This is a genomic window from Pseudomonas sp. S2_E01, assembly GCF_054668365.1.
Window position 1 is genome coordinate 4331683 of the sequence record NZ_CP162762.1, and the last position, 16445, is coordinate 4348127.

Consider the following 16445-nt stretch of genomic DNA (forward strand, 5'->3'; position numbering starts at 1 on the left):
GCACAACCCGAAGGGCCGGGTCTGCTGTTGCGCAGGGCTGCGTTGCTCGAAGCTTATTTGGAATGACCAAACCACGCTTCTCGCGCCTTGCCCTGCACAACAGCAGACCCGGCGCGACGGGGAAATTAGTGGAGAACGCCCCCAAATCGGTCGCTATCATACCCCGCTAATCAATCCCGCGCAGAACGGAGTACCGAATGACACCTTTTAGCCTTGTCTACACCCTGCATGTCCTGTCCGCCCTGGTCTGGGTCGGCGGTATGTTTTTCGCCTGGATGGTCCTGCGCCCCGCCGCCGTGAAGGCCCTGGAAGGCCCTGCCCGACTGAAGCTGTGGGTAGAAGTGTTTCAAGGTTTTTTCCGCTGGGTCTGGGTCGCGGTCGTGCTGCTGCCGATCAGCGGCGTGGGCATGATCCATCTGCAATACAGCGGTTTCGAGGCAGCGCCGCGTTATGTGCAGATCATGATGGGGCTGTATCTGGTGATGACCGCGTTGTTCATCCGCATACACGCGTTGATGTTGCCAGAGCTGCGTACGGCAGTGACGGCACAGGATTGGCCGGCAGGCGCGGCGGTGCTGGGGAGGATTCGCCGCTTGGTGGGGATCAACCTGATTGTCGGTTTGGTGCTGGTGGCGATTGCCGCGGCCAGACCGACCTTCTAATACCGCCCCCCTGTAGGAGCGAGCTTGCTCGCGATGGTGGTCGGGGCACCGCGGGGTGTAAGGTGGCCAGCGTCATCGTTGACGACCATCGCGAGTAAACTCGCTCCTACAGGGGATCGCGTCGATTTTGATTTTCTGTAGGAGCGGACTTGTCCGCGATGGTGGCCGGGGCACCGCGGGGTGTCAGGTGGCCAGCGTCATCGTTGACGACCATCGCGAGCAAGCGCGCCGATTTTGATTTCTGTAGGAGCGGACTTGTCCGCGATCGTGGCCGGGGCACCGCGGGGTGTCAGGTGGCCAGCGTCATCGTTGATGACCATCGCGACGGTTCGACGCCTCGACAAGCCCGCTCCCACAGATCCAGCCTTCCCAGACAGGTACACCCCGCGGATTACAACCGCTGCACCGTCACCGAACCCGCAGCGCCCGCCACGCCAGGCTGTCCATCCACCCCTGGTTTACCGTTCTTGCCACCATCGGTCTTGTAGATCAGGCAGCCCTTGGCCTTGCCACCCGCCCCCGGCTTGCCGCCAGCCCCGGCCAAGCCGCCGGCACCGCCGTCGACCTGAACCTTGATCCGCTCGGCCGGGTAATCCTGCGGCAGGGCCAGGCGAACGAGTGCACCCGGCGCGCCCGGTTGCCCGTCACTGCCGTTGCTGCCATCGGACCCGCGACCCGCCTGCCCCCAGGTGCAGCCCGGAGCCTGGCCATTGGCGCCATCGAGCCCGACAAACCCCGGAGCCCCGGTACCGCCACGGGCATCAACCGACAGCAGCGGCGCGTCCAGCGTCTTGATCTGCAGATTCAGATTACGCCCTGCCCGGGCCGCCTTCTGATAAGTACCCGGAGCGCCACGTGCGGTGATCTGACTGCCCTCGGACAGCTGCGCGCGATTGACCTTCAATTCAAGGGCGTTTTCGCCGGGCACAATGGCAATCCGCGCCTCACGCCCCAGATGCAGTTCATCCACACTGACTTCGGTGACATTGGAAGGCACCAGCAAAGTACCGTAATCGGCCACCTCCAGGCGCTCCAGCTTCAACGTGCTGGTGGCGTTGGGCAGGCGCATCAGGGAGTTGGTTTCGACGCTGACCACCTGGGCACAGGCGAACGGGCTGATAAGTGCGGCAAGCAGACAGAGTTTACGCATGGGAAGCCTTAGTTTCGGCGGGCGCCGGAATGGTTTGCAGGTGAAAAACACCAAAAAAGAGGATCTTCAGTCGATCGCGCCAGGGGTGGGTACGACCGCGAAGGCTGCGAAAACAGAATACCGCCTCGAGAAGATGAAGGGCCGCCAGCAAGCCGCCGGCCAGATTGACCAGTACGTGCAACGGATAGACAAAGGGGGTCAACACATTGACCAGCACCACCGCCCAGAACAGCAGGGTCAACAGCTTCCCCAGCCCCCAGAACACCTTCATACGCTCCTCCGGTGAGAATTATTCTTTTGCGCACAGTAACGGCTTCCACGCGGGATAAGCCAGAGGGCAATGGAAAATACTTCATGAAGATTGCACGATGGCCGTCGAATCGCCTGTAGGAACGATCCGACGGCTCTAGCGCGGGCCTCAGCGATTGAGGTGCAATTCCACCCGGCGATTTTTCGCCCGGCCCTCGTCCGTTTCGTTATCGGCGACCGGTTCGCTCTCGCCGCGACCTTCACTGGTGATTTTCTCCGGCGCAATGTGCATGCCCAAAAGGTAAGCCGCCACGCTGCTGGCCCGGCGTTCGGACAGCGCCTGGTTGTAGGCGTCAGAACCCTTGCTGTCGGTGTGCCCGATGATCTTGATGGTCTTCACGTCAGGGCTTTGCAACCTGGGCATCACTTGATCGAGTTGATCCTGGGCCGCCGGCGTCAGGTCGGCCTTGTCGAAGGCGAACAACACGGCACCGGCATCGCTCAGGGTGATGACTTCCACAGGAGCAGGCTCGGCCGGTTTCTGGCTGGCAGGGTATTGCGGCAACGGGCAGCCGCGATGATCGACTGGGGTGTTGGACGGTGTGTCAGGGCAACGATCGCGCCGATCGAATACGCCGTCTCCGTCTTCGTCACCGTCCTGGGCGTAGCAGATAAGGCCGCCGCTCAAGATGCCGAGCGCCGCACCACCCGCCGCCCACCCACCACTTTCAATGGCGCCCAAGCCGCCACCCACCAGCCCGCCGATGAGGCTACAGATCGGCCAGGTGCGTTGGTTGAGGGGGGCAGTGCCATCGCTGTGAGTGGCGCAACCGGTCAGCAGGCTGCCAAGCAGCATGACCGGCAAGACGGTCCGAATGAGTACGCTCATATGGAAAGCTCCTGTGTTACCGGCCGATGCCGGCTACACAGGAGTAAAGACCCGCATCCGCGACTGCACAAGCCGCGGATGCGAGGGGTTCAGCGGTTGATTTTGATTTCCGTGCGACGGTTCTGTGCACGGCCGTCAGCGGTTTTGTTGTCGGCTACCGGCTGGCTCTCACCCGCACCGGTCACAGACACGAAACTGCTGCGTGGCACACCACTTTCGACGAGGTACTCCACCACCGAATGTGCGCGGCGATCCGACAGTTTCTGGTTGTAGGCATCGCCGCCGACGCTGTCGGTGTGACCGGTCACGGTCAATTGAGCGCTGCTGTTTTCCTGTTTCAGGCGAGTGGCGACCTTATCCAGGACTTGTTTGTCAGCACCCGTGAGGGTGGCTTTGTCGAACTGGAAGTGAACATCACGGATGACAATGGTTTCTTCCTTGACCACAACCACTTCTTCAACCACTGGCGCAGGCACAGGTGGTGGGCAGCCATCGGCATCGACTTTCACGCCTCGAGGCGTACCCGGGCACTTGTCACGGCTGTCCGGCACGCCATCACCGTCCTCGTCGCCATCACCATGTACCCAGCAATAAGCTGCGGCCGTACCGCCAACCAGCAGGGCACCGTAGCCGGCCCAGGCCGAGCTCTCCGTCGCGCCCAGCCCCGCGCCCACGACACCGCCGACAGCCGCACAGGTCGGCCAGTCGGTTTTCTGCAAACCTGCGCAACCAGTCAACACACTGGTTAGCAGAACCAAGGGTAGTGCTGTCCGAACTATGCTCATCTAGTTTTCTCCTGAAGGATCGGCTTAGAACCGATTCAGGGAGTAAAGACCCGAGTTTTAATCTCCGCCAGCAATAGGCCATTGCAGTTTTGTCCCGTATTCACGGCAGGTCGCCCCATGTGGCGTCTGGCCGCTCTATATCTGGGCCTTTGGGCGCGCTAGTCTTGGCATTCTGATTGAGGATCTTTGATGACTGCAGCAATCTCTTCGCGCACGCCGCAGCAGGCGCTGGCCGCTTTGCTTGATCGTTATGCCCCGCTGCGCCTGTTGGTGATCGGCGCCAGCGAGTTCCCGGCGCTTGAGGCCTTCCGGCTCGCGCACCCGGATACCTGCATTGCCCACGCCGCGCCCGGACCGTTGCCGGCCGAACTGGCAGCACGTCGTTTCGACCTCGCGCTGGTGGTCGATTGCCTCGAACATTTACCCAAGCGCGACGGTCTGAATCTGCTCGGGGGGATTCGCAACCTCAATGCCAGTCGCCTGGCGGTGATCGCCGATGTGTCCGCCAGCGGCTGGCAGGACACCGACTTTTTCTCCCTGGCCCTGCAAGCCAGCGAACGCTTCCAGCGCGACGAACAGGTGCTGACCTTGTTCACCTACGATCTGCTTGATTACAAACAAGTCCCCGACTGGCTCAACTCTCGCTTCTGGGCCAATCCGGAAAACTTCGGGAAATACTGGTGGTAACGCAATGAGTACATCCATTTGCCCTTGTGGCAGCGGCACACTCCTCGACGCCTGCTGCGGCCACTTCCACGCCGGCCACCCGGCCCCCTGCGCCGAGGCCTTGATGCGTTCGCGCTACAGCGCCTACGTATTGGGCCTGGTCGATTACCTGGTGGCGACCACTCTGGCCGCACAACAGTCGGGACTGGACCGACAATCGATCAGTGACTGGAGCGCGCAAAGCACCTGGCTGGGTCTTGAGGTCGAAAGCTCCGAGGTGTTCGGTGGTCAACCGGAACACGCTTTCGTGACGTTCACTGCACGCTGGCATGACGGCAGCGGTGAACACAGTCATCGCGAGCGTTCTTCATTCGTGCAAAACGCCGGGCGCTGGTACTTCATCGATCCCACCGTGACGCTCAAGGCGGGCCGCAACGATACCTGTCCCTGCGCCAGCGGGCAGAAGTTCAAGAAATGCTGCGCGGGGTATTTTGCCAGTTGAGTGATCGATGACGAACTAGACTGGGGCTCAAGGGAGACATGCCACCATGATCAGCCATCGGTTCGCACAGTTGTTGTTCACCTTGCCCCTGCTGCTTGGGCTTGGCGGCTGCGCGTCGTGGTTCGGCGACGACGCGCCGGACCCTGCGGTGCACCTGGTCAAGGTCGAAGTCGTCCAGGCCAGGCTGATGCAGCAACGCTTCGAGCTGTATTTTCGGGTGGACAACCCCGCGGACAATGACCTGACCGTCCGGGGTCTCGAATACCGCATACACTTGGGCAACATTTTGCTGGCGGAAGGCGAGCACGAGCACTGGTTTACCGTGGGCCCAAAGCGCAGCGGATTTTTCAAGGTGCCGATTCGCACCAACCTGTGGCCCAAGGTGCGCGAACTGGTGAAACTGCTGGAAAAATCCGACCAGGCCATCCCCTATCGACTGGAAGGTGAGCTGGAAACCGGTTTATTCATCGCGCACTACGTGCACCTGGCGCGCAATGGCGTGATAATCCCCGCCGATTTAATTCCGGAGCACACCCGATGACCCAGCAACCCCACGTTCATGGCCCTGATTGCAACCACGATCACGATCACGACCATCACCATGATCACGACCATGGCCACGTCCACGGCCCGCACTGCAACCACGCTCCCCAGGAGCCTGTACGCAACGCCCTGAAAGATGTCGGTCGCAACGACCCTTGCCCTTGCGGCAATGGCAAGAAATTCAAGAAGTGCCACGGGGCTTGATGCTTCGGGCCGAGGATTGCTTCGCCGGTTAGACCGCTATCGCGGGCAAGTAGAATCGTCGCACCGCCGCTCCCACAGGGTTCGGTGTTAATCAAAGATTTTGTGTACACCATCAATCCCTGTGGGAGCGGCGGTGCGACGATTCGACTTGCTCGCGAAGGCGGCCTGACAACCACCACCACATTCAGACAGCAGCCAAAATCTGCGCAGTTCCCACCACCGTCGCATACTCCCCGTGCAAATTCCCCAACGACATCGCATGCACTTCCTCAGCGCTGCGTAGCTGGCCGAAGTAATCCGCCTTGTCGAAGGTAAAGCACGCATCGTGCGCCACCCACGCGTCAAACCCCAGGTTCCCGGCCGTTCGCGCAGTGGCCTCCACCGAGTTGTTCGTCGCCACACCGACGATGACCAACTGCTCGATCCCCGCCTCGCGTAAGCGAGCCTCCAGCCCGGTAGCACAAAAAGCATCCGGCACCTGCTTCTGGATCAGTTGCTCACCCGCCAGTGGCGCAAAGCGCGGCTGGAACTCCACCCCCGGCTGCTGCGGCCAGAACACCGAATCGGGCGAACGCGACAAATGCTGCACATGAAACAGCGGCCGCCCGGTACGCCGCCAAGCCCCGATCAGTTCCAGCATGCGCTCTTCAGCCTGGGGATTGTTTCGCCGCCCCAGCCGTGGTTCCAGAATGCCTTTCTGCTGATCGATGATGATCAGTGCTGCGTCAGCCTTGAGTTCCATGCCGATTTCCCCACGCAAGGTCTTGAATGTCCGGCACTTGAGCACCAACCCCCGCCACAGGCAAGCATTCGTCCGACAAATCCTGAAATAACCCGCTGCCCCGCTTGCGCGGTCACCTCCTGCTCACTAACGTAGCGCCTTTACTGACGCTACCCCCGCAGGAGCCTTGCCATGGCCTCGCCAGCCCTTACACATTTTCTTCCCCGGTTCGGCGTTGCCGCAGCAGTGGCCGGTGTCCTGAGCCTCAGCGGGTGTCAGACTTTCAACGCCCAGGACAGCCTGGTGCCCGCTGTTGGCGTGCAACCGCTCAAGGGCCTGGCGCAGAACGTTTCGGTGCGCCGCAATGCCATGGGCATGCCGCTGATCGAAAGCAACAGCTTCCACGATGCGCTGTTCGCCCTCGGCTACGTGCACGCCAGCGATCGCATCACGCAAATGGTCACCCTGCGCCTGCTGGCCCAGGGTCGTTTGGCGCAAATGTCCGGTGCCGATCTGCTCGACGCCGACCGCTACATGCGCGCCGTTAACCTGAAGAAAAGTGCCGATGAGCTGTACAAGGCCTCTTCGCCGCGGCTCAAACGCTTCTTCGAGGTGTACGCCCGCGGGGTCAACGCCTACCTGTTCCGCTACCGCGACAATCTACCGGCAGACCTCGCGACCAGCGGCTACAAGCCCGAATACTGGAAACCTGAAGATTCGGCGCTGATCTTCTGTCTGCTCAACTTCAGCCAGTCGGCGAATTTGCCCGAGGAAATCGCCTCACTGGTACTCGCCCAATCGCTGACTACCGACAAACTGCCATGGCTCACGCCGTCCGCCCCTGACGAAAAACTGCCAGACGCCGAAGCGGAAAAACTCAAGGGCCTCAAGCTCAACGGGGCAATTGCTGGACTCGCCGAACTCGACAAAGCCACCGGCCAACTGTCCAGCCTGAATCTGCTGGGTGCCACCTCGTCCAACAACTGGGCAATCGCGCCGCAACGCAGCCGCAGTGGCAAGAGCCTGCTGGCCAGCGACAGCCACGGCCCGTTGGGCGTGCCATCGTTGTTCAGTTACGTGCAGATTCGCTCACCGAAGTATCAGGCTTCCGGCGTGACGATTGCCGGTTTGCCGATGGTACTGGGTGGTTTCAACGGCAAGGTGGCGTGGAGCACCGCGTCGGTCATGGGCGACAACCAGGACCTGTTCCTGGAAAAAATCCGACGCCAGGGCAACAGCTTGACCTACGAAGCCGGCGGCAAATGGCAACCGGTGATTGTTCGCAACGAAACCTATTTCGTCAAAGGTCAGCGGCCAATCCGCGAAGCGGTGTATGAAACACGCCACGGCCCGCTGCTCAACAGTGCCCAGGGCACCGCGTTGGGCAACGGTTTCGGCCTGGCCTTGCAGACGCCGAGCTTTGCCGATGACAAATCCCTGGATGCATTTTTCGACCTGTCCCGGGCGCAGAATGTCGAGAGAGCGTCGGACGCCAGCCGGGAAATCCGGGCGATCACGCTCAACCTGGTGTTCGCCGACGCCAGCAACATCGGCTGGCAAGTGACCGGCCGCTACCCCAATCGCCGCGAAGGCGAAGGCCTGCTGCCCTCGCCGGGATGGGAAGGACGCTACGATTGGGACGGTTACGCCGATCCGATGTTGCACCCCTACGATCAGGACCCTGCCCAAGGCTGGCTCGGCACAGCCAACCAGCGCGTGATTCCTCACGGCTATGGCATGCAGTTGTCCAACTCCTGGGCGGCTCCGGAGCGTGGTGAGCGCCTGGCGGAACTGGCCGGCGTGGGCAAACACGACAGCCGCAGCGTGATCGCCATGCAATATGACCAGACCACCACTTTCGCCGCGAAACTCAAGCAGATGTTCAGCGCACCGGGCATGGCCCAGCCGCTGAAACAGGCGATCGAGGCCTTGCCGGAAGCGGATCGTGGCAAGGCTCGCGAAGCCTTGGGCCGGTTGATGGCGTTCGACGGCAAGCTCACACCGACCTCCGCCGATGCGGCGATTTACGAGCTGTTTCTGCAGGAAAGCGCCAAGCAGATATTCCTCGATGAGCTCGGCTCGCCAACCAGCCCTGCGTGGAAAGCCTTCATTGCCAATGGCAAGTTGTCTTACGCCGCCCAGGCCGACCACCTGCTTGGCCGCGAAGACAGCCCTTTCTGGGATGACACCCGCACACCACAGAAAGAAGACAAACCGGCCATTCTCGCCCGCAGCCTGGCGGCGGCCATCAGCGCCGGCGACAGCCAACTGGGCGGTGATCGCAGGGCCTGGCAGTGGGGCAAGTTGCACCGCTACGAATGGAAGAACGCCAGCGGCCAGACCGTGCGTGGCCCCGTCGCCGCCGGCGGCGACCACACCACGCTGAACATGGCGGCGTTCGCCTGGGGTGAAGACTTCAACACCACGCAGGCTCCGGCCATGCGCTTTATCGTCGACTTCGGCCAGGCCGAACCGCTGATGGGCCAGAACGGAACCGGCCAATCCGGCAACCCGGCCAGCCCGCACTACCTCGATAGCGTGGACCCGTGGCTCAAGGGCCAATACATGAGCCTGCCGATGCAACCGCAGAACTTCGACAAGGTGTACGGGACGAAGCGGCTGACCTTGACGCCTGGTAAGTGAGCTGTACCCCCCCTCTGTGGGAGCGGGCTTGCCCGCGATAGCGATGTGTCAGCGACGAATATGTTGACTGACCGAACGCTATCGCGGGCAAGCCCGCTCCCACAGGTGCAGCACAGTTACCTGAAAATCCCGATAGAACTTCCCGCCCCACCCCCGCCTCTTAGCTAACAAGTCCTCCATCGTGGTCACTCCATGGACCTTGTCATCGCACGTCCCGAAGGTTTGTACTGCCCGGCCGGGGATTTCTACATCGACCCGTGGCGGCCGGTCGAGCGCTCGGTCATCACCCACGCCCACGGCGACCACGCTCGCAGCGGCAACCAGCACTACCTGGCCGCCGCGCCCGGCGAGGGCATCCTGCGTGCGCGACTGGGCCAGGACATCGACCTGCAAACCCTGGCCTATGGCGAACGGTTGCAACATCACCGCGTCACCTTGAGCTTCCATCCCGCTGGCCATGTGCTCGGCTCAGCACAGGTACGCCTGGAATACGGCGGTGAAGTCTGGGTGGCCTCCGGTGATTACAAGATCGAACCGGACGGCACCTGTGCTCCGTTCGAACCGGTACGCTGCCATACCTTCATTACCGAATCGACCTTCGGCTTGCCGATTTATCGCTGGCAACCCCAGGCAGAAGTTTTCGCCGAGATTAATCAGTGGTGGCAAGCCAATGCCGCCCAGGACAAGGCCAGCGTGCTGTTCTGCTACTCGTTCGGTAAAGCCCAGCGGATTCTCCACGGCATCGATGCCAGCCTCGGCCCGATCCTGGTGCATGGCGCCGTCGAGCCACTGAACCGTGTGTATCGCGCAGGCGGCATCCACATCCCGCCGACAATCTACGCCGGCGAAGTCCAGAAAAACGATCCGATGATGCGCAAGGCGTTGGTCCTCGCGCCGCCTTCGGCGGGGGGTAGCACCTGGATGCGCCGTTTCGGCGACTACAGCGATGGTTTTGCCAGTGGCTGGATGCGCCTTCGCGGTACACGGCGCCGACGTGGCGTGGACCGCGGCTTTGTGCTGTCCGACCACGCCGACTGGCCCGGTCTGCTCTGGGCCATCGAGCAAACGGGCGCCGAGCGGGTCATGGTGACCCACGGATCGATTGGCGTGCTGGTCCGCCACCTGCGCGAGCAGGGGCTCGACGCGCAGGGCTTCAACACCGAGTACGGTGACGATGAAGAAGAACAGTCAACCACCGCCGAGGCGCTGCCATGAAAGCGTTTGCCGAGCTGTACGCCGACCTCGACGCCACGACGTCGAGCAACGCCAAGCTTGCGGCAATGCAGCGCTATTTTGCGCATGCCGCACCTGAAGACGCCGCCTGGGCGGTGTACTTCCTGTCGGGTGGCCGACCTCGGCAACTGGTGCCGGTGCGTGTCCTGCGCGAGCTGGCGGTCACCTATTCCGGCCTGTCGCCGTGGCTGTTCGAGGAGAGTTACCAAGCGGTGGGCGATCTGGCGGAGACCATCTCGCTGGTCCTGCCCGAAGCACCCCATAGCTCCAACGATGGATTGGCGCTATGGATCGAGGAAAAACTGCTGCCGCTGCGCGGTGAAACCCCTGAAACACTTGCCGAGCGCCTGCCCGCGCTCTGGGCACAATTGGATCGCCCGAGCCTGATGCTGTGCATCAAATTGATCACCGGCAGCTTTCGCGTGGGTGTCTCCAAGCTGCTGGTCACCCGCGCCCTGGCGGCGATGGCGCAGTTGGACAGCAAACGCGTGGCCCAGCGGCTGGTGGGCTACACCGACCTGTCCAACCGGCCTAGCGCCGCCAGTTACCTGAAGCTGATCGCCGCTGAATCCGTCGACGAACATGCCCAGCGCGGCGGCCAGCCCTACCCGTTTTTCCTGGCACACGCGCTGTCGCAGCCGGTCGAACAGTTCGAAGCCCTGCTCGGCCCGGCCAGTCAGTGGCAGGTGGAATGGAAGTGGGACGGCATCCGCGCCCAGGTGGTCAAGCGCGAGGGGCGGCTGTGGGTCTGGTCGCGCGGCGAAGAGTTGGTCACCGAACGCTTTCCCGAATTCGACAGCCTGGTCCATGGCTTGCCCGACGGCACGGTGATCGACGGAGAGATTGTGGCGTGGAAAACCACCCGGCCCGAAACCGGGGACGCCTTCGACCCGGCAGCGCCGTCCGCGCCCGCCGTGCAACCGTTCGCCCTGCTGCAGCAGCGCATCGGCCGCAAGACCCTGGGCAAAAAGATCCTCGACGAGGTGCCGGTGGTGGTTCTCGCCTACGACTTACTGGAATGGCAGGGCGAGGATTGGCGTAACCAACCTCAAGCCAAACGCCGCGCGCAATTGGAAAAGGTCATCGTCCAGTGCAGTAACCCGGTGCTTTTGCCTTCCCCCGTGCTGACGGGCGAAGACTGGTTCGACCTCGCTCGTCAACGTGAAGCATCCCGCAGCCTCGGCGTCGAGGGCATGATGCTCAAGGCCCGCGATGCGCTGTATGGCGTTGGCCGGACCAAGGACATGGGCACCTGGTGGAAATGGAAGGTCGACCCGTTCAGCGTCGATGCGGTGCTCATCTACGCACAACGCGGCCATGGTCGCCGCGCCAGCCTCTACAGTGACTACACCTTCGCCGTGTGGGACGGTCCGCCCGACGCCAGCGAACGCACCCTGGTGCCTTTTGCCAAGGCCTACTCGGGGCTGACCGACGCAGAAATGCGCCAGGTCGACAGCATCGTGCGCAAGACCACGATCGAGAAGTTCGGCCCTGTCAGCAGCGTCAAACCCAGCCTGGTGTTCGAGTTGGGCTTCGAAGGCATCGCCCTGTCCAAGCGCCACAAGAGCGGCATCGCCGTTCGCTTTCCCCGCATGCTGCGCTGGCGTCAGGACAAGACCATCGATGAGGCCGACAATCTGGGAACGTTGCAGGATTTGTTGGCTTGACCGCCGACATCTCCACCCCAAAACGGTGCACCCTATTCACGACGCCCATTTTCGTGCACTAATCCCATCCGGCAATTTCCTGAAAAGCCTTTTAAACGCTTGTTCGCCACTCTGGTTCGGAAATTGCTACTTTCATTAGGTCTTACGCTTCCAGTAACAATAATTCTGCGCCACAAGCGCTCATATTGGTTCTTAGGGATTGAATAATGAAAAAAGCATTGCTGACTCTGTCTGCACTGGCGTTGTGCGTAACGGCTGGCTCCGCGCTGGCCAAGGAATACAAGGAATTGCGTTTCGGTGTTGACCCTTCCTACGCGCCATTCGAGTCGAAAGCGGCTGACGGCAGCCTGGTAGGTTTCGATATCGACTTGGGTAACGCGATCTGCGCCGAGCTGAAGGTCAAGTGCAAGTGGGTCGAGAGCGATTTCGACGGCATGATTCCGGGCCTCAAGGCCAATAAATTCGACGGTGTGATCTCGTCGATGACCGTTACCCCTGCCCGCGAAAAGGTCATCGACTTCTCCAGCGAGCTGTTCTCCGGCCCAACCGCCTACGTGTTCAAGAAAGGTTCGGGCGTCACGGCAGACGTCGCCTCGCTCAAGGGCAAAACCGTCGGCTACGAGCAAGGCACCATCCAGGAAGCCTACGCCAAAGCCGTGCTGGACAAGGCCGGTGTGAAAACCCAGGCCTACCAGAACCAGGATCAGGTGTATGCCGACCTGACCTCCGGCCGTCTCGACGCCGGGATCCAGGACATGCTGCAAGCCGAACTGGGCTTCCTCAAGTCGCCGCAGGGTGCCGACTATGACGTCAGCGAGGCAGTCGACAACGAACTTCTGCCTTCCAAAACCGCTGTCGGCATTAAGAAAGGTAACACCGAGCTGAAAGCGCTTTTGGATAAAGGTATCAAAGCGTTACACGATGATGGCACCTACGCCACCATCCAGAAGAAACACTTTGGCGATCTGAATCTGTACAGCGGCAAATAATGCCAGGCGCCCATCTCGCGATGGGCGCTTTTTTCTTCCGATCAGGTTGCTGATTTATGTTCGAAAACCTCCTACAAAATCTGGGGCTCTCAGCCTTCAGCCTCAAGGGCTTCGGTCCATTGCTGATGGAAGGCACCTGGATGACCATCAAATTGTCAGCGATGTCGCTGCTGGTGGCCGTATTGCTCGGCCTGCTGGGCGCCAGTGCCAAGCTGTCAAAAGTCAAACTGCTGCGCTTGCCTGCCCAGTGCTACACCACCCTGATTCGCGGCGTACCGGACCTGGTCCTGATGCTGCTGATTTTCTACAGCCTGCAAACCTGGCTGACCTCGTTCACCGATTACATGGAATGGGAATACATCGAGATCAACCCGTTCAGCGCCGGGGTCCTGACCCTGGGTTTCATCTATGGCGCGTATTTCACCGAGACCTTTCGTGGCGCGATCCTCGCAGTGCCAAGGGGTCAGGTCGAAGCCGCCGTTGCCTACGGACTCAAGCGCGGCCAGCGGTTCTGGATCGTGGTGTTCCCGCAGATGATGCGCTACGCCCTGCCAGGTATCGGCAATAACTGGATGGTGATGCTCAAGGCCACCGCACTGGTCTCGATCATCGGCCTGGCCGATCTGGTCAAGGCCGCGCAGGACGCCGGTAAAAGCACCTATCAACTGTTCTATTTCCTGGTGCTCGCCGCCTTGATCTACCTGGTGATCACCAGTGCCTCGAACATGGTCCTGCGCTGGCTGGAACGCCGCTACGCCGCCGGTACTCGGGAGGCTGTACGATGATCGAACTCCTGCAGGAATACTGGAAACCCTTCCTATATAGCGACGGCCAGAACATCACCGGCCTCGCCATGACCTTGTGGCTGCTCAGCGCCTCGATTTTCATCGGTTTCATCGTCTCGATTCCGCTGTCCATCGCCCGTGTATCCAGCCACTTCTACATCCGCTGGCCGGTGCAGTTCTACACTTACCTGTTCCGAGGCACGCCGCTGTATATCCAGTTGCTGATCTGCTACACCGGCATCTACAGCCTGGCCGCCGTGCGCGAGCAGCCCTTGCTCGACAGCTTCTTTCGCGACGCGATGAACTGCACCATCCTCGCCTTTGCCCTGAACACCTGCGCCTACACCACGGAGATTTTCGCCGGGGCAATCCGCAGCATGAACCATGGCGAAGTCGAAGCGGCCAAGGCGTACGGCCTGACCGGTTGGAAGCTGTATGCCTACGTGATCATGCCGTCGGCCCTGCGACGTTCGCTGCCGTATTACAGCAACGAAGTCATCCTGATGCTGCACTCGACCACCGTGGCGTTCACCGCAACCATCCCGGACATCCTCAAGGTCGCGCGGGACGCCAACTCGGCGACCTTCCTGACCTTCCAGTCGTTCGGCATCGCCGCGCTGATTTACCTGGCGATCACCTTTACGCTGGTCGGCCTGTTCCGCCTCGCCGAACGCCGATGGCTGGCCTTTCTCGGGCCGACCCACTAGGACACGCACATGCACCACCAGACCCATGACCTGCTGGCACCGCTGCCGGGCACCGCACGCCAGATCCACAGCTTTCACTTCGGCCCACAGGCGGCCAGCGGCAAAATCTACATCCAGGCGTCCCTGCACGCCGATGAAATGCCCGGCATGCTGGTCGCCTGGCACCTCAAGCAGCGCTTGGCGGAGCTTGAAGCCGCCGGCCGCCTGCGCAGCGAAATCGTGCTGGTGCCAGTGGCCAACCCGGTCGGCCTGGAACAAATCCTGATGGACGTACCGTTAGGCCGCTACGAGCTGGAGAGCGGTCAGAACTTCAACCGCTGGTTCGTTGATTTGAGCGAGGAAGTCGGCAATGAAATCGAGGACCAGCTCAGCGACGATCCCCAGCGCAACCTCGAACTGATCCGCGGCAGCCTGCGCAGTGCCCTGGACCGCCAAAGCGCCAGCACCCAATTGCAATCGCAACGACTGGTCCTGCAACGCCTGGCCTGCGACGCCGATATGGTGCTCGACCTGCATTGCGACTTCGAGGCGGTCGCGCATCTCTACACCACGCCGCAGGCCTGGCCGAAGGTCGAACCCCTGGCGCGCTATATCGGCTCGGAAGCCAGCCTGTTGGCCACCGACTCTGGCGGCCAGTCGTTCGACGAGTGCTTCACCCTGCTGTGGTGGCAATTGCAAGAGCGCTTCGGCGAGCGCTTCGAGATACCCATGGGCAGCTTCAGCGTGACCGTCGAGCTGCGCGGCCAGGGTGACGTCAATCACCCGCTGGCCAGTCTCGACTGCCAGGCGCTGCTCGATTACCTGATTCATTTCGGCGCCATTGTCGGCGAACCGCTGCCCCTGCCGGAGCTGCCGTACCCGGCCACGCCACTGGCGGCCGTGGAACCCGTGGCAACGCCGGCTGGCGGCTTACTGGTGTTCACGGCCATGCCGGGGGAATACCTGGAAGCCGGGCAACTGATCGCCGAGATCATCGACCCGATCACCGATCGCGTTATCCCTGTTCACTGCACCATCGCCGGGCTGATGTACGCCCGTTCACTGCGGCGCATGGCCACTGCCGGCATGGTGATCGCCCATGTCGCGGGCACCGAAGCCTACCGCAGCGGTTACCTACTTTCGCCTTGAGGATGCCTGCTCCATGTACAAACTGACCATTGAAGGCCTGCACAAAAGCTATGGCGATCATGAGGTGCTCAAGGGTGTGTCGCTCAAGGCCAACACCGGCGACGTCATCAGCCTGATCGGCGCCAGCGGTTCGGGCAAAAGTACCTTTCTGCGCTGCATCAACTTTCTCGAACAGCCCAACGACGGCGCCATGACCCTGGACGGCCAGAACATCCGCATGGTCAAGGACAGCCACGGCATGCACGTGGCGGACGCCGATGAACTGCAACGGATTCGTACCCGCCTGGCCATGGTGTTCCAGCACTTCAACCTGTGGAGCCACATGACCGTGCTGGAAAACATCACCATGGCCCCGCGCCGGGTGCTGGGTTGCAGCAAGCAGGAAGCCGAGGAACGTGCCCGCCGCTACCTCGACAAGGTTGGCCTGGCCGCACGGGTAGCGGACCAGTATCCAGCGTTCCTGTCTGGTGGCCAGCAGCAACGGGTGGCCATCGCGCGCGCACTGGCCATGGAGCCGGAAGTGATGCTATTCGACGAACCGACCTCGGCCCTCGACCCGGAGCTGGTCGGTGAAGTGCTGCGGGTGATCCAGGGCCTGGCCGAAGAAGGCCGCACCATGATCATGGTGACCCACGAAATGAGCTTCGCCCGCAAGGTGTCGAACCAGGTGCTGTTCCTGCACCAGGGACTGGTCGAGGAAGAAGGCGCGCCGGAAGAAGTGCTGGGCAATCCGAAGAGTGAACGGTTGAAGCAATTTCTCAGCGGTAACCTAAAATAAACACACTCCCCCCTGTAGGAGCGAGCATGCTCGCGAAGGTTCGTCAACGATGACGTTGGCTGCCTGACACCCAACGGTGTCAATGACTCCATCGCGAGCATGCTCGCTCCTACAGAGGATCCTGTGCCTCATCACAACTTTAGT

The 16445-nt window shown here is 61.5% G+C and carries 18 protein-coding genes; 13 read left to right on the forward strand and 5 right to left on the reverse strand.

Annotated features, from left to right (window positions below; genetic code table 11):
• Positions 1–197 precede the first annotated feature (197 nt).
• Positions 198–662 carry a CopD family protein gene (locus AB4O36_RS20115; protein ID WP_460140104.1) on the forward strand — a complete coding sequence of 155 codons (465 nt, stop codon included), beginning with the start codon at positions 198–200 and terminating at the stop codon, positions 660–662.
• Between the two features lie 391 nt (positions 663–1053).
• Here the strand turns inward: AB4O36_RS20115 and AB4O36_RS20120 are convergent, their stop codons facing one another.
• The 4 genes from AB4O36_RS20120 to AB4O36_RS20135 all read right to left on the reverse strand — a co-directional run bounded on the left by AB4O36_RS20120 (position 1054) and on the right by AB4O36_RS20135 (position 3735).
• Positions 1054–1812 (reverse strand): collagen-like protein, encoded by a 759-nt coding sequence (locus AB4O36_RS20120; RefSeq protein WP_460117405.1) that lies wholly within the window; start codon positions 1810–1812, stop codon positions 1054–1056.
• Entirely contained in the window at positions 1805–2083 is a 279-nt protein-coding gene (locus AB4O36_RS20125; RefSeq protein ID WP_460117406.1) for a DUF1145 domain-containing protein, read from the reverse strand. Before AB4O36_RS20125 ends, AB4O36_RS20120 begins: the two co-directional genes overlap by 8 nt.
• Before the next feature lie 147 nt (positions 2084–2230).
• Positions 2231–2950 (reverse strand): OmpA family protein, encoded by a 720-nt coding sequence (locus AB4O36_RS20130; RefSeq protein ID WP_460117407.1) that lies wholly within the window; start codon positions 2948–2950, stop codon positions 2231–2233.
• An 89-nt stretch (positions 2951–3039) separates the two neighbouring features.
• A complete protein-coding gene (locus AB4O36_RS20135; RefSeq protein ID WP_460140105.1) occupies positions 3040–3735 on the reverse strand; it encodes an OmpA family protein in 696 nt (231 codons plus the stop codon).
• Positions 3736–3924: 189 nt separating this feature from the next.
• Here AB4O36_RS20135 and AB4O36_RS20140 point away from each other — a divergent pair, with 189 nt between their 5' ends.
• From AB4O36_RS20140 to AB4O36_RS20155, 4 genes are read left to right on the forward strand one after another with little or no spacing between them, the layout of a single operon-like run.
• Entirely contained in the window at positions 3925–4422 is a 498-nt protein-coding gene (locus AB4O36_RS20140; RefSeq protein WP_460117409.1) for a DUF6231 family protein, read from the forward strand.
• 4 nt (positions 4423–4426) lie between these two features.
• Positions 4427–4903 carry a YchJ family protein gene (locus AB4O36_RS20145; protein WP_460117410.1) on the forward strand — a complete coding sequence of 159 codons (477 nt, stop codon included), beginning with the start codon at positions 4427–4429 and terminating at the stop codon, positions 4901–4903.
• Between the two features lie 46 nt (positions 4904–4949).
• The gene (locus AB4O36_RS20150) at positions 4950–5444 is read left to right on the forward strand and encodes an LEA/WHy family protein (protein ID WP_460117411.1); all 495 of its coding nucleotides are present in this window, start codon (positions 4950–4952) and stop codon (positions 5442–5444) included.
• Positions 5441–5650: an SEC-C metal-binding domain-containing protein gene (locus AB4O36_RS20155; RefSeq protein ID WP_460140106.1), complete on the forward strand. Its 210-nt coding sequence runs from the start codon at positions 5441–5443 to the stop codon at positions 5648–5650. Before AB4O36_RS20150 ends, AB4O36_RS20155 begins: the two co-directional genes overlap by 4 nt.
• A 184-nt stretch (positions 5651–5834) precedes the next feature.
• On the opposite strand, the gene AB4O36_RS20160 is transcribed toward AB4O36_RS20155, so the two are convergent.
• Entirely contained in the window at positions 5835–6392 is a 558-nt protein-coding gene (locus AB4O36_RS20160; RefSeq protein WP_460117413.1) for a cysteine hydrolase family protein, read from the reverse strand.
• Between the two features lie 171 nt (positions 6393–6563).
• On the opposite strand from AB4O36_RS20160, the gene AB4O36_RS20165 reads away from it, so the two are divergent.
• The 8 genes from AB4O36_RS20165 to AB4O36_RS20200 all read left to right on the forward strand — a co-directional run bounded on the left by AB4O36_RS20165 (position 6564) and on the right by AB4O36_RS20200 (position 16301).
• Positions 6564–9014: a penicillin acylase family protein gene (locus AB4O36_RS20165; protein ID WP_460117414.1), complete on the forward strand. Its 2451-nt coding sequence runs from the start codon at positions 6564–6566 to the stop codon at positions 9012–9014.
• A 192-nt stretch (positions 9015–9206) separates the two neighbouring features.
• On the forward strand, positions 9207–10229 hold the full coding sequence (locus AB4O36_RS20170; RefSeq protein WP_460140107.1) for a ligase-associated DNA damage response exonuclease: 1023 nt from the start codon (positions 9207–9209) through the stop codon (positions 10227–10229).
• A complete protein-coding gene (locus AB4O36_RS20175) occupies positions 10226–11914 on the forward strand; it encodes an ATP-dependent DNA ligase (RefSeq protein ID WP_460140108.1) in 1689 nt (562 codons plus the stop codon). Before AB4O36_RS20170 ends, AB4O36_RS20175 begins: the two co-directional genes overlap by 4 nt.
• Positions 11915–12120: 206 nt before the next feature.
• A complete protein-coding gene (locus tag AB4O36_RS20180) occupies positions 12121–12903 on the forward strand; it encodes a transporter substrate-binding domain-containing protein (protein ID WP_460117420.1) in 783 nt (260 codons plus the stop codon).
• A gap of 56 nt (positions 12904–12959) precedes the next feature.
• Complete coding sequence (locus AB4O36_RS20185) at positions 12960–13688, forward strand: ABC transporter permease (protein WP_460117422.1); 729 nt, start codon at positions 12960–12962, stop codon at positions 13686–13688.
• Positions 13685–14395 (forward strand): ABC transporter permease, encoded by a 711-nt coding sequence (locus AB4O36_RS20190; protein ID WP_460117424.1) that lies wholly within the window; start codon positions 13685–13687, stop codon positions 14393–14395. Before AB4O36_RS20185 ends, AB4O36_RS20190 begins: the two co-directional genes overlap by 4 nt.
• 9 nt (positions 14396–14404) lie before the next feature.
• Positions 14405–15523: a succinylglutamate desuccinylase/aspartoacylase family protein gene (locus AB4O36_RS20195; protein ID WP_460140109.1), complete on the forward strand. Its 1119-nt coding sequence runs from the start codon at positions 14405–14407 to the stop codon at positions 15521–15523.
• A 13-nt stretch (positions 15524–15536) separates the two neighbouring features.
• Positions 15537–16301 carry an ABC transporter ATP-binding protein gene (locus tag AB4O36_RS20200; protein ID WP_368557388.1) on the forward strand — a complete coding sequence of 255 codons (765 nt, stop codon included), beginning with the start codon at positions 15537–15539 and terminating at the stop codon, positions 16299–16301.
• Positions 16302–16445 lie beyond the last annotated feature (144 nt).